Source organism: Halomonas tibetensis (genome assembly GCF_042643535.1).
Classification (GTDB): Bacteria; Pseudomonadota; Gammaproteobacteria; order Pseudomonadales; family Halomonadaceae; genus Halomonas; species Halomonas tibetensis.
Map to the genome: position 1 here is coordinate 15,903 of NZ_JBHRSQ010000013.1, position 13,223 is coordinate 29,125.

Below are 13,223 nucleotides of genomic sequence, written 5' to 3' on the forward strand. Positions count from 1 at the left end.
ACCGCGGGGCGCCTGCTTTTTTATGGTGCGCACCCATGCACTGACATGGTGCGGCAATCGTCCCGCTTGCCTCGAGGCGCTCCTGGAGCCCCTGTCTCCTGTCAGCGCCGCCACTCTACCTGGCATGACTGGCACGACTTGTGCTTAGATTTTTGAAGATACCTGACAGGCTGCCCGGGAGCTGCCATGACCGATTCACGCCCCACGCCGGATGCCGGCTTCGATGCGGCCCTCACGCCGCGACTGCTGTTTACCGACCTGGACGGTTCGCTGCTCGACCATTACAGCTACGACTGGAGCCCCGCGGTGCCCTGGCTCGCGCGGCTCAGGGAGCTGGGCGTGCCGGTGATCCCGGTGACCAGCAAGACGCGCAGCGAGATCGTGCCGCTGCGTCGTGAGCTCGGCCTCGAGGACACTCCCTTCATCGCCGAGAACGGTGCCGTGGTGGGCCTGCCGCCGACCTGGTGTCACGCCCGGTTGGACCGTATCGGCCCGGACGGCCTGGGCATCCGTACCCTGGGGGTGGATATCGGATTCGTGCGCAAGCGGCTCGCAGTATGGCGCGAGCGCCTGGGCGTGCGCTTTACCACCATGAGCGAGATGACGCTGGACGAGCTTGTCGCCTTCACCGGGCTGTCAGAGCCGGAGGCGCGCCTGGCACGGATGCGCGAGGGCAGCGAGCCGCTGATCTGGGACGACGACGAGGCGTTCCTCGAGGGTTTCCGCGAGGGGCTCGCCGGCGACGGCCTGCAGCTGGTGCGTGGCGGTCGCTTCTGGCACGCCACCGGCACCTGCCACAAGGGCAGCGCGGTGAGCTGGCTGATCTCGCGCAGCGAGGCGCTGCGTGGCCGCCGGCCGCTGACCCTGGCCCTGGGCGACGGCCCCAACGATATCTCCATGCTGGAGGTGGTGGATCAGGCGGTGGTGATTCGCGGCTGCCACGGCCTGACGGTGGCGCCGAAACAGCCGGCACTCTATCGCAGCGAGGCCACGGGCCCCGCCGGCTGGGCCGAGGGGGTGGCCTACTGGTGGGGGCGAGCTGACCGCCGGGTAATGCCGGCGGCGCAAAGACTCGACCTGGCAGCGGCCGCCGAGGCGGCAGGGGAGTCGCTGGCATGAGCGACTTCCACCAGAACGGCATCATCACCGATTTTCACAACCTCACCCGACGGCCCGTGGCGGCCCTGGAGGCGGAGCTCTGCGAGTTCGGTCGACGCCGGCCGATGAGCCTGATCCTGCCCTCGCTCTATTCGGAGCTCGAGGGGCCGGCCCTTTCCCGCATCGTCGAGGCGCTGGCCGAGGTGCCCTATCTCGCCGAGGTGGTGATCGGGCTGGACCGAGCCGATCGCAAGCAGTTCCTGCACGCTCGTCAGTTCTTTTCGCGCCTGCCCCAGCGACACCGCATCCTCTGGAACGACGGGCCGCGGCTGAGCGCGCTGGATACCGAACTGGAGGCCCACGGCCTTTCCCCAAGGGAACCCGGCAAGGGGCGCAACGTCTGGTTCTGCGCTGGCTTCGTTCAGGCATCGGCGCGCGGCGCCGTGGTCGGGCTCCACGATTGCGACATCCTCACCTACGATCGGGGCCTGCTGGCGCGGCTCTTCTATCCCGTGGCCCACCCCCACTTCAACTACGAGTTCTGCAAGGGCTACTACCCACGCATCGCCGAGGGCAAGCTTAACGGCCGGGTGTCGCGGCTGATGGTCACCCCGCTGCTGCGGGCGCTCAAGCAGATGCACGGTCCGCTGCCCTACCTCGAGTACCTGGACAGCTATCGCTACCCGCTTTCCGGCGAGTTCGCCATGCGCGCGGAGGTGCTCGACGGCATCCGCATTCCGGCCGACTGGGGACTGGAGATCGGCGTGCTCTCCGAGGTGCATCGCAACCACTCCACCAAGCGGCTGTGCCAAGTCGACCTGGCCGACGCCTACGACCACAAGCACCAGCCGGTCTCGGAAGAGGACGCCTCCGCCGGGCTGAACCGTATGAGCCTGGACATCGCCAAGGCGCTCTACCGCAAGCTGGCCACCCAGGGCGTGACCTTCAGCGCGGAGGGATTTCGCACCCTCAAGGCCACCTATTACCGCCTGGCGCTGGACCTGATCGAGGCCTACCACCACGACGCCGTGATGAACGGCCTCGCCCTGGACCGCCACGCCGAGGAGCGCGCCGTGGAGCTGTTCGCCGCCAACCTGCTGGAGGCGGGCAACGCCTTCCTCGACAACCCCGGCGAGCGCCCCTTCATCCCCAGCTGGAATCGGGTGCGCTCGGCCATTCCGGACCTGCTGAGCCGCCTCCACGACGCCGTGGAGGCCGACAACGCCGGGCACGTCTAGCCTCTCTGGTGCGTGTCCCTGGATACGTGCCCCCGGAGGCCTGCCCTCGGAGCCAGGTTCTTAAATTTGCTTAAGGGTCTGACCCGGGAGGGTTCTGCACCAGCCACAGGGTGCGGTAGGGGGCGAGGCTCTCCTCGCTCGCCCAGGGGGCATCCTCCAGCAGGTCGAACCAGGTTCCCTCGGCGAGCGCTGCTACCTCCAGCAGCTGTCGCATGTCGCTGACGTTGTGAATCGCCAGCAGGCGTCGACCGTCGGGCAGCGGGCCGCGTTCGAGTACCAGCAGGGTCGGCGGCGAGGGCAGCACCCGAAGGGGGGCGTCGGGGTGGAAGCAGGGCTCGGCGCGACGAATCGCCAGGCGACGCTTCAGCGCCAGGAACACCTCTCGGGTAGGAGTGTGGCGGCTGTCGAGCAGCTCATCGAGTTCACTCAGTTGCCAGCGACGACGGTTGATGGAGCGAAGGCGGCCGCTGCGCTCGACGCCCTCCAGGTCGTTGGGAGTGGCAGTCAGGCAGTGCAGGTAGAGCGCCGGGATGCCCTGCAGGGCCAGCATCAGGTGTTGGCTGCACAGGAAGCGCTCGACCTGCCAGGGGTCGGGACCGCGGCGAGTGCCCTGCATGGCATCGAACCAGGTGATATTGATCTCGTAGGGGGTGTCCTCGCCGTTGGGGCGCCGGCGCATGCTGACGAAGCCGCCGAAGCGGTGCATCAGCTCCAGCAGCGCCTCGATCTCATGGGCGGGCAGCCACCCTTCAAGGGGGCGTACGCCGATGCCGTCGTGGCTGGCGGTGAAGTTGAGATAGCTGCAGCCCGGTGGCAGCTCCGGCAGGCTCTCGATCCAGCTGGCCAGCAGGGTGGCATCGCCGCCGGTCAGGGTGTGCAGCAGCAGCGGCGGCAGCGAGAACTGGTAGATCAGGTGCGCCTCATCGGGGGGAGAGGGGAGCCGCTCAAGACCCAAGTAGCTGAGGTTCTCGTGATGGGGCACGTTGGTCTCGGTGAGCAGCAGGGTGCCCGGCGCCACGTGGTCGACCACGGCGCGCAGCAGGCGAACCACCTCGTGGGTCTGGGGCAGGTGAATGCAGGGAGTGCCTACCTCTTTCCACAGGTAGGCGATGGCGTCCAGACGAACCACCCGGGCGCCCTGAGAAAGGTAGAAGAGCAGGATGCCGACAAACTCGAGCAGCACGTCGGGATTGGCGAAGTTCAGATCGATCTGGTCCTCGGAGAAGGTCGCCCAGAGGTAGCGGGTGCCGCGGCGGGTCGGCACCGGTACCAGCAGCGGTGAGCTGCGTGGGCGGACTACCGCGGTGAGATCGGTCTCCGGGTCCATCTCGATGAAATAGTCCCGCCCCGGCTGGCTGCCGGAGAGGTAGTCGACGAACCACAGCGATTCCCGTGAGACGTGGTTGAGCACCAGGTCCACTGCCAGGTCGCGCCCTTCGGCCAGAGAACGAAGGTGTCCCCAGTCGCCCAGGGTCGGGTCGACTTCCCGGTAGTGGATCACTGAAAAGCCATCGTCGCTGCTCCAGGGAAAGAACGGCAGGACATGCACGCCGCTGAAGGTGTCGGGCAGGCGGCTGTCGAGAAACTCGCCCAGCACCTCGAGGGGGGCTCGCTCGCCGTCGAGGAGGCTATCGCCATAGCCGATCAGCCACTGGTCGCGCTCGCTCCAGAGTGGCATGGCGACGTCACCAGGGGAGGATGTCGCCGGCGCCTGATGCTCGAGCAGCGTCAGCAGCCGGCGCAGCACCTCGTCGGCGCGCTTGCCATAGATAAGTGTCAGATGGTCATGGGCGCGCCGACGGAAGGCGGCGGCGTCCAGTGGCGTGGTGACGGAAGGGGTGAAGGTCTGGCGGTCTGGCATGGTCGAGTTACCTGGTGAGTCCGGCGTTGCCAGTACCATGCAGGGAGCGTGCCAGCCTTCGGTGCCGGTATCAGAACAGGCTCATGCGCGTCATCACGTTGTCGCGGCGAATCAGCCAGTGAAAGAGGGCGCCGGCGATATGCAGAGCCACCAGGCCGAGGATCGCCCAGCCTAGCCAGCCGTGCCATTGGAACAGCCGCTCCGAAAGCGCCTCGTTCACTCCGATGACACCTGGCAGATGCCAGTGCAGGAACTGCACCGGAAAGTCGCCGCTGGCGGTGGCCGCCCAGCCCAGCAGTGGCTGCGCCAGCAGGGCCAGGTAGAGCAGGTGATGTACCGTCGAGCTGAGCACACGTTGAAAGGCGGGTAGCGGCGGTTCATGGTCGGGCACCACGAAGAGCAGACGCGTTATCAGGCGCAGCGTCATCAGCGCCAACATCGCCACGCCGAGCGATTTGTGCGCGGTATAGAGCAGGTCGGTGCCGCTCTGGCCGAAGCGTGCCGTGGCCCCTTCGAAGCCGAGAAACCCCAGCACAAGGCCGCTGGCCAAGGAGAACAGTAGAACGGCAGCCACCAGCCAGTGCAGCACGCGATGAGGGTAGGCGTAGCGGTCGGTCTCTGACATGCGGCTCTCGATCATTGACATGGGGGCTCTCCTGGGAATCGAGTCGGGACTTGGCTTCATCCTAGCCAATGCCGCCGTTGGCTGCGCCACTACATGGCGACGACGTGACATTCGTCGAGAATCACGGCCCTGGCAAGCAGGGCCGCAGTCGTTCATGCATGTGGCAGGACGCTCCTGTGGGAGCGGGCGTTACACCTGTTGGTGTCACACCTCCTGATAGAGCTGGCTGCCCTTGTCGCGGAATTTCTCCGCCTGCTCTTCCATGCCCTTCATCACCGCTTCCTGATCGCCGTTCAGGCCATGTTCGTTGGCATAGTCACGCACTTCCTGGCTGATCTTCATGGAGCAGAACTTGGGCCCGCACATAGAGCAGAAGTGGGCCACCTTGGCCGAGTCCTTGGGCAGGGTCTCGTCGTGGTAATCGCGGGCGGTGTCCGGGTCCAGGCCGAGGTTGAACTGGTCCTCCCAGCGGAATTCGAAGCGTGCCTTGGAGAGCGCATTGTCGCGTCGCTGGGCGGCCGGGTGACCCTTGGCCAGATCCGCCGCGTGGGCGGCGATCTTGTAGGTGATGATGCCGGTCTTGACGTCGTCCTTGTTGGGCAGGCCCAGGTGCTCCTTGGGGGTCACGTAGCAGAGCATGGCGCAGCCGAACCAGCCGATCATGGCCGCGCCAATGCCGGAGGTGATGTGGTCGTAGCCCGGGGCGATGTCGGTGACCAGCGGCCCGAGCGTGTAGAAGGGCGCCTCGTCGCAGACCTCGAGCTGCTTGTCCATGTTCTCCTTCACCAGGTGCATGGGCACGTGGCCTGGGCCCTCGATCATGACCTGGACGTCGTGCTTCCAGGCGATATGGGTCAGCTCGCCCAGGGTCTTGAGCTCGGCCATCTGTGCCTCGTCGTTGGCGTCGGCCACCGAGCCCGGCCGCAGGCCGTCGCCCAGGGAGAAGGCCACGTCGTAGCGCTTGCAGATCTCGCAGATCTCCTCGAAGTGGGTGTAGAGAAAGCTCTCCCGGTGATGGTAGAGGCACCACTTGGCCATGATCGAGCCGCCGCGGGAGACGATGCCGGTGACCCGCCTGGCGGTGAGCGGCACAAAGCGCAGGAGCACCCCGGCGTGGATGGTGAAGTAGTCCACGCCCTGTTCGGCCTGCTCGATCAGGGTGTCGCGGAACACCTCCCAGGTGAGGTCCTCGGCGACGCCGTTGACCTTCTCCAGCGCCTGGTAGATCGGCACGGTGCCGATGGGCACCGGCGAGTTGCGCAGGATCCACTCCCGGGTCTCATGGATGTTCTGGCCGGTGGAGAGGTCCATGATGGTGTCCGCCCCCCAGCGGATGCCCCAGGTCATCTTGTCCACCTCCTCCTCGATGGAGGAGGTCACCGCCGAGTTGCCCAGGTTGCCATTGATCTTCACCAGGAAGTTGCGGCCGATGATCATCGGCTCCGACTCCGGGTGGTTGATGTTGCAGGGGATGATGGCGCGGCCCGCAGCCACCTCGGCGCGCACGAACTCCGCGGTGATCTCCTCCGGCAGCCGGGCGCCGAAGCCCTGGCCCGGGTGCTGGTGGCCGAGGATGCGCTCTACCTCTGCTGTGCCCAGCGCTTGGCGCTTTTGGTTTTCCCGGATGGCGATAAATTCCATCTCCGGGGTGATGATTCCCTGGCGGGCGTAGTGGAGCTGGGTGACGTTCTTCCCTTCCCTGGCGCGCCGCGGCGTGCGGGTCAGATCGAAACGCAGCTGGGCCAGGGTCGGGTCCTTGGCGCGGCGCTGGCCGAACTCGCTGGTGGGGCCATCCAGGAATTCGGTATCGCCGCGCGCCTCGATCCAGTGGCGGCGCAGCTCGGGCAAGCCGCGGCGCAGGTCGATCTCGGCACTCGGGTCGCTGTAGGGGCCGGAGGTGTCGTAGACCAGCAGCGGCGGGTTCTGCTCATCCGGGCCCATGCCAGAGGTCTTCGTCGGCGACAGCGAGATCTCGCGGAAGGGCACGCGGATATCGGGGCGCGACCCCTCGAGATAGACCTTGCGTGAGCCGGGCAGCGGTTGGATGGCGGCGGCGTCGACCCGGGCGGTCTCGGCGAGGAAGTGGGCGGTCTTGCTCATGGGACTTTCCTTGTTGTGGCTTTTGTTATGGCTTTTGTTATGGCTTTTGTTGTGGAGAGTCGTGTGGCGTTAAAGGGCCCGGTCGAGCCCCATCCGCCAGAAGTCGATCTCCAGGCGCGTGGCATCGCGAAATACCGTGCAGAGCTCCGCAAAGCGCGCCGGGGTGACATCGGCCAAGCGGGCATCGAGCCAGGCCTCCTCGGCGCGCCGGGCGGCCTGGAACTCCTCGCTTTCGTACATGGCGATCCAGGCGTCATAGGAGTTGGCGCTGCCGCGCAGGGTCGACGGTCGGGCGTTGATCCAGTCGGCGATCACGCCGTAGCCCACCAGGCAGGGGGCCAGGGCCACGTGCAGGTCGAGCAGGTCGCCGCGGTTGCCGGTGTCGAGCACGTAGCGTGTATAGGCCATGGTGGCGCGGGCCTCGGGCAGGGCGACGAGGTCGGCCTCGGAGATGCCCCATTCCTGGCAGTAGCCCACGTGAAGGCCGAGCTCCAGGTCGACGATGGCCTTGAGGCCATCAAAGGCCTGGCGCAGGTCGGCCAGGGTGCGGCTCTTGTAGGCGGCCAGCGCGTAGGCGCGGGCGAAGTGGATCAGGAACAGGTAGTCCTGCTTCAGGTAGTGACGAAAGGCGCCCTCGTCCAGGGTGCCATCGCCCAGGCCGCGCACGAACTCGTGCTCGATGTAGGCGCGCCAATCGTCCTGGCAGGCGTGAGTAAGATCGCTGAAGCGGTAGCCCATCTTGCCTCCGATGTCGGTTGACGATCCGGAGCGTGGGCGTGGAAGAGAAGAGGGGCCGGGAGGGGGAGTAAGTGCTGTTCTGGCCACCGCTTGATTCCTACGCCGGTACTAACCGGATCAGGTTCAACGGGACCAGTGCTCGGGTACGGTCCATTTCTGGAGAGACCCCTGCGCCATCTCAGCCGGAATTACCGGCACCCCGTCAAGCGTCAGGCAAGCCTAGCATACCGGTAGAAAGTTGCTACCGACGGATGCCGCTCCGGGCTGTGTCGGCGCGAGCCACCACTCACCGGTGGCGGTAGAGCCAACGGACATCCACGGCGAAGGAGCCGGCAAGCCCCGCCAGGGCGGTGGCGGCGAGCCAACTCGGCAGGTTGTCGGGCGTGGCCGGCAGCAGGGCGAGCATCAGCGCCGCGACCTGCCATACGCAGACGGCCTTGCGTCGGAAGCTCTCGGGGAGGTCGTCCGCGAGCCAGTGCCAGCGCCAGCTCGCCGCCACGAAGGCATAGCGCATGATGCCGATGGCCAGTACCCAGGGCCCGACGCGATCCAGCACCAGGAGTGCGAGGCAGAGCACCAGGATGAAGAAGGCGTCGAGTTCCATGTCGAAGCGCGCCCCCACGGCGCTGGCGCTGGCGGTGCGTCGGGCTACCCAGCCGTCCACGCCGTCCAGGGCCAGGGCAACCAGGGCCAGGGCGAAGAGCCACTCCCCATGGGCGGCCAGCAGAGCCGGGTCGGCCAGGGTGCCGGCCATCAGGGCTACCAGCACACCCCGCGCCAGGGTGACGCGATTGGCCGCGCCCAGCCCGCTCTGTGAATGCGGTCGGCGCATCAGGGGGCGCCATAGCAGAACCGCCATGCCCAGGTAAGTGGCCACGGCGAGCGGTGCCACCTGGGAGAAGGCACCCACATCCGCTTCGGTGGTCAATAGCCCCAGCGCGACCACCATCGCCAGCAGGACGATGCCGCCCAGGCCCAGCTCCATGCCGATGCGCTTCTGTCGAGTCACCCTGGTGGTACCTTCGGCGAGATCCTGGTTCGAGACGGTGGGGGGCATGAGGGCTCCAGGGGCTGGGTGAATCGCGATTGTGGCGATGGTATTACCGCTATGCTGAGCCTCAGGGCTCGTGAAGGTTGCCCTGATAGTCTGCTTCCCGGGGGATCACCGGCATCGCTCATGTTGTTCAGTTTGTGGTATATGTACCATTATTGTAGAAGTATTTCTTTCCTCCTCTTGCTGGAGCCCCCATGTCCTTCGATATCGCCACCGCCTACTGGACCCTGTCGCCGGGTCACGGCGCACTTCGCGAGGAGCCGCTCCCCGTGCCCGGCGAGGGGGAGGTGGAAGTCAGGGCGCTGTTCGGCGGGATCAGCCGCGGCACCGAGTCGCTGGTATTCCACGGAAGGGTGCCAGAAAGCGAGAGGCAGCGCATGCGCGCTCCCTTCCAGGCCGGTGACTTCCCCTGGCCGGTGAAGTACGGCTATGTCAGCGTGGGTCTGGTCGAGGCCGGTCCCGAGGAGCTGTTGGGGCGTGAAGTCTTTTGTCTTTACCCCCATCAGGATCGCTACGTGGTGCCCGCCGCCGCGGTCACGCCACTGCCGGCCGGCCTGCCGGCGGCCCGGGCGGTGCTCGCTGCCAATATGGAGACCGCGATAAACGGCTGCTGGGACGCCGAGCCGCGCCTGGGCGATCGCATCGCAGTGATCGGTGCCGGGGTGGTCGGCGCCCTGGTGGCCTGGCTCTGCTCGGCCATCCCAGGCACTAGGGTCTGCCTGGTGGACGTTTCCCCGGGGCGGGCCGATCTCGCCCGCGCCCTGGGCGTCGACTTTTGCCTGGCCGACCAGGCGCCGGCAGACAACGACGTGGTGGTCCACGCCAGCGGCAACCCCGAGGGGCTTCGCCTGGCGTTGACGCTGGCCGGCGACGAGGCACGGGTGGTGGAGATGAGCTGGTACGGGGACCGCGAGGTGAGCCTGCCCCTGGGGGAGGCCTTCCACTCCCGGCGGCTGCGTCTGGTCGCTAGCCAGGTAGGCCGCCTGCCCGCCGAGCGCACGCCGCGCTGGGACTATCGACGCCGCCTGGCGCTGGCGCTGGACCTGCTGCGCGACCCCTGCCTCGACGCGCTGATCAGCGGCGAGAGCGATTTTCGTGATCTGCCTGCCGTGATGCCCCGGCTCGCCGCCGCCGCGGGCGAGGTGCTTTGCCACCGCCTGCGCTATCCGACGTCCGACTGATTGGAGCCCTGACCATGTATCGACTCACCGTTCGCGACCACTTCATGATCGCCCATAGCTTTCGCGGCGAGATCTTCGGACCCGCTCAGCGGACCCACGGTGCCACCTACGTGGTGGATGTCACTTTCCAGCGTCGCGAGCTCGACGACGATGGCCTGGTGGTCGACATCGGTCTGGCCAGCGAAGCGGTCAAGGCGGTGCTCGGCGAATTCAACTTCCAGAATCTCGACGAGCTGCCAGAGTTCAAGGGGCGCAACACGACCACCGAGTTCATGGCCCGAGTCATCTTCGAGCGCCTGGCCACGGCGATCCAACTCGGCCAACTGGGGGAGGGCGCCGGCGGGCTAGAGGCCATGACCGTCGCCCTCCACGAGTCGCACATCGCCTGGGCAAGCTTCGAAGGATCGCTGTAATGGTGAGTCCCCTGACGCTGATCGTGGCCGGGGATCCCGGCCAGTTCACCGGCGGCTACATCTATGACGCGCGTATCGTTTCAGCACTGCGGGACCGTGGCCGCTCCGTTGAGGTGGTGGGGCTCGAGGGCCGCTTTCCCGCCCCCGATGACCTGGCCCGGGAGAGCATGGCTCGGGCACTGTCGGTGCTGCCAGACGGGGCCCGTGTCGTCATCGACGGGCTTGCCATGGGCGGCCTGCCCGAGGTGATCGCCCCTCACGCCGATCGCCTGGCGATCATCGCTCTGGTGCACCACCCGTTGGCCGACGAGACCGGTCTTGACGAGGCGACTCGCCTTCACCTCCTCGACAGCGAAACTCGCGCTCTGGCGCTGGCGAGGCGCGTCATCGTTACCAGCCGCTGGACGGCCCGCGGCCTCGACCGGTTTGGCGTGGCGTCGTCGCGCTTGCGGGTAGTGGAGCCTGGCGTCGAAGCCTCACCGCTGGCGGCCAGCGCCTTGGACCTCGAGGCGTCAGGCCCTCGTCGACTGCTTTGCGTCGCTACCCTGGTCCCCCGCAAGGGCCATGACGTCCTCCTGGAGGCGCTGGCCGCCTTGCAGGATCGTGACTGGCGCCTCGAGGTCGTCGGCAGCCACGATCGGGACCCCGATCACGCCGTCGGTCTGTTCGCTGCCGCACGCCGCCTCGGCCTGGAAGAGCGCATCCTCTGGGCCGGGGAGCGCGACGCCGCAGGCTTGGCCGCCGCCTACCACCGGGCCGAGCTCTTCGTGCTCGCCTCTCGTTACGAGGGCTACGGCATGGTCGTCACCGAAGCGCTCTCCCGCGGATTGCCTGTAGTCACCACCACCGGCGGCGCCCTGATCGACACCCTGCCGGCGCAAGCCGGGTTGGCGGTGCCGCCCGGCGATGCCCGCGCCCTGGGCGACGCCCTGGCCGCCTGGCTGGACGACGCCGAGCTTCGCCGCCGGCTGCGTCGCGGCGCGCGGGAGGCCCGCCATGGCCTGAGCAACTGGCAGCAGGCCGGCGACCGTTTCCTGTCCGCCCTGGACGACCCTTTTCCGTTGGCGGATACCGCCGGCGCCCTTTCCGAGGAGCCACGGCGATGAACGCGCACGACCCCGGCCGGTTGCCAGCCGGTACGACCTCCCCCCAGGAGCACTTCAGCGCCGACTGGCTCTCCCTCCGCCAGAGGCTAGACAGCCGTTCGCGCAGCCACTGTCTGACCGGCTTGGCCGCCGACTGGCTCGCCGCGCGACCCGGGACGCACGGCAGCCCTTATGGAATCGTCGATCTGGGCTGCGGCACCGGCAGCAACCTGAGCTTCCTGGCGCCGCGGCTGCCCGGGCCCCAGCGCTGGCGGCTGGTCGACCATGATCCGGCGCTGCTGGCCCTGGCCCGCCGCCACGCGGCGACCCTGCGAGATCCGGGCGGTGACCGGTTGGCCATCGAAGCGCGTTGCCGCGACCTCTCGCCGGTGGATGACAGCCTGCTCGAAGGGGCTGACCTGGTGGTGGCCTCGGCGCTGTTCGATCTGGTCTCCCGTTCCTGGGCCGAGACGTTGGTGGCGGCCTCGGCCGCTCGGCAGCAGGCGCTGTTGTTTACGCTCAGCGTTGACAGCGACTGGGCTTTTCTCGACGTCACGGGCAAGCGCCTGGAGGACGTCGACGATATCGCGGTCCGGGCGCTATTCCAGGCCCACCAGCGGCGCGACAAGGGGCTCGGCCCGGCCTTGGGTGGCCAAGCGCCCGCCGTGCTGACCGCGGCGATGACCGCGGCCGGCTATCGCGTGGAGAGCGCGGCGACCCCCTGGCACCTCGCCGCCGGGGAGCGCGAGCTGTTGCCGCTGGCCGAGCAGCTGCTACAGGGCTGGCACGATGCCGCCCTGGAACAGGCGCCGGAGGAACAGTCGCGGCTGGAGCGCTGGCATTCACGCCGGCTGGCGGGCCTCGCCGCGGGCGAGCTGGGACTGACCGTGGGGCATCGCGATTTGCTGGCGCTGCCGCCGTTGCCGGCCAGGGGCGCCTGAGCATGGTGATGTCTCGAGAATGGCACCGGCGACTGATGCGACCAATGGTCGGACTCGTGCTGCTCGGCTGCCTCGCCTGGTGGCTGCAGCCGGAGGCCATCCTGGGTCAGGTGCAGCGGCTTTCGCCTGGTTGGGCCGTGCTGGCTCTGACGCTGACCCTGCCACCTCTGGCACTCAGCGCCTGGCGCTGGCGTTTGACCGCCCGCCTGCTGGGGCTCTCGCTTGGCTTCCGCCAGGCCCTGCGGGAGTACTACCTGGCACTGTTCCTTAACCAGGTTCTGCCGGGTGGCGTAGCTGGCGATGCCGCCCGGGCCTGGCGCCACTCTCGTGACAGCGGTCGCCGCGGGGGCGCCTGGCGGGCGGTGATCATCGAGCGTGCCTCCGGTCAGATGGCCATGGCCCTGTTGACGCTCATGGTGCTTGCCGTCTCCCCGCTCTGGCATGCGCTGATGGCACGCGCCGTCAAGGGACTGGCGGCGTCCGGCTGGTCATCGGCGCTGGTTGCTGCCGTTGTGCTGCTGGTCCCGCTGGGCTGGCAGCTGATCAGGCATCCTCCCGCGGTTCTGGTGGGTCTTGGTGGTGATCTGCGGCGCAGCCTGCTGGCCGCTTCGGTGTGGCCGAAGCAGCTAGCCGGCTCGCTGCTGGTGGTGGTCAGTTACGCCCTGGTCTTCGTCTGCGCCGCTCGATCGATCGGTGTCGATCTGCCCCTTGGCACGCTGCTGGGGCTGGTGCCCCCGGTGCTGCTGGCGATGCTGATTCCGCTGTCACTGGCCGGCTGGGGCGTCCGCGAGGGGGCTGCCGCCCTGGTCTGGGGGATGGCGGGCCTGCCGCCGGCCCAGGGCGTGGCGGTCTCCATGGCCTACGGTGTCATTGTGCTGGCGGCAAGCCT

The 13,223-nt window shown here is 67.8% G+C and carries 11 protein-coding genes, 1 pseudogene and 1 riboswitch; of the genes and pseudogenes, 7 read left to right on the forward strand and 5 right to left on the reverse strand.

What is annotated here, in order from left to right; genetic code table 11:
- The first annotated feature begins 186 nt into the window (after positions 1-186).
- Both ACFODV_RS10485 and ACFODV_RS10490 read left to right on the forward strand, forming a co-directional pair.
- Positions 187-1,119, forward strand: coding sequence for an HAD-IIB family hydrolase (locus tag ACFODV_RS10485; RefSeq protein ID WP_379758760.1), 933 nt, complete (start codon positions 187-189; stop codon positions 1,117-1,119).
- Positions 1,116-2,336, forward strand: coding sequence for a glycosyl transferase (locus tag ACFODV_RS10490; RefSeq protein WP_379758763.1), 1,221 nt, complete (start codon positions 1,116-1,118; stop codon positions 2,334-2,336). Before ACFODV_RS10485 ends, ACFODV_RS10490 begins: the two co-directional genes overlap by 4 nt.
- Before the next feature lie 70 nt (positions 2,337-2,406).
- Here the strand turns inward: ACFODV_RS10490 and ACFODV_RS10495 are convergent, their stop codons facing one another.
- The 5 genes from ACFODV_RS10495 to ACFODV_RS10515 form a co-directional block, all read right to left on the reverse strand.
- Positions 2,407-4,197, reverse strand: a complete 1,791-nt coding sequence (locus ACFODV_RS10495) for a sugar phosphorylase (RefSeq protein WP_379758767.1) — start codon at positions 4,195-4,197, stop codon at positions 2,407-2,409.
- Between the two features lie 70 nt (positions 4,198-4,267).
- Positions 4,268-4,843, reverse strand: coding sequence for a cytochrome b (locus ACFODV_RS10500; protein WP_379758770.1), 576 nt, complete (start codon positions 4,841-4,843; stop codon positions 4,268-4,270).
- A 183-nt stretch (positions 4,844-5,026) separates the two neighbouring features.
- Positions 5,027-6,922 carry a phosphomethylpyrimidine synthase ThiC gene (thiC, locus tag ACFODV_RS10505; protein ID WP_379758773.1) on the reverse strand — a complete coding sequence of 632 codons (1,896 nt, stop codon included), beginning with the start codon at positions 6,920-6,922 and terminating at the stop codon, positions 5,027-5,029.
- Between the two features lie 69 nt (positions 6,923-6,991).
- Positions 6,992-7,660 carry a thiaminase II gene (tenA, locus tag ACFODV_RS10510; RefSeq protein WP_379758776.1) on the reverse strand — a complete coding sequence of 223 codons (669 nt, stop codon included), beginning with the start codon at positions 7,658-7,660 and terminating at the stop codon, positions 6,992-6,994.
- A 77-nt stretch (positions 7,661-7,737) separates the two neighbouring features.
- Positions 7,738-7,872, reverse strand: a riboswitch (TPP riboswitch).
- A 74-nt stretch (positions 7,873-7,946) separates the two neighbouring features.
- On the reverse strand, positions 7,947-8,717 hold the full coding sequence (locus ACFODV_RS10515) for a CDP-alcohol phosphatidyltransferase family protein (protein ID WP_379758779.1): 771 nt from the start codon (positions 8,715-8,717) through the stop codon (positions 7,947-7,949).
- 191 nt (positions 8,718-8,908) lie between these two features.
- On the opposite strand from ACFODV_RS10515, the gene ACFODV_RS10520 reads away from it, so the two are divergent.
- From ACFODV_RS10520 to ACFODV_RS10540, 5 genes and pseudogenes are all read left to right on the forward strand, one after another.
- Positions 8,909-9,895, forward strand: coding sequence for a zinc-dependent alcohol dehydrogenase (locus ACFODV_RS10520; RefSeq protein ID WP_379758782.1), 987 nt, complete (start codon positions 8,909-8,911; stop codon positions 9,893-9,895).
- Positions 9,896-9,909: 14 nt separating this feature from the next.
- Complete coding sequence (locus ACFODV_RS10525) at positions 9,910-10,308, forward strand: 6-pyruvoyl trahydropterin synthase family protein (protein WP_379758785.1); 399 nt, start codon at positions 9,910-9,912, stop codon at positions 10,306-10,308.
- Positions 10,308-11,414 (forward strand): glycosyltransferase family 4 protein, encoded by a 1,107-nt coding sequence (locus ACFODV_RS10530; RefSeq protein WP_379758788.1) that lies wholly within the window; start codon positions 10,308-10,310, stop codon positions 11,412-11,414. The genes ACFODV_RS10525 and ACFODV_RS10530 overlap by 1 nt, the downstream gene beginning before the upstream one ends.
- Entirely contained in the window at positions 11,411-12,334 is a 924-nt protein-coding gene (locus tag ACFODV_RS10535; protein ID WP_379758791.1) for a class I SAM-dependent methyltransferase, read from the forward strand. Before ACFODV_RS10530 ends, ACFODV_RS10535 begins: the two co-directional genes overlap by 4 nt.
- Positions 12,335-12,378: 44 nt before the next feature.
- A pseudogene (locus tag ACFODV_RS10540) lies at positions 12,379-13,203 on the forward strand (lysylphosphatidylglycerol synthase transmembrane domain-containing protein); the annotation flags it as partial.
- Positions 13,204-13,223: the final 20 nt, after the last annotated feature.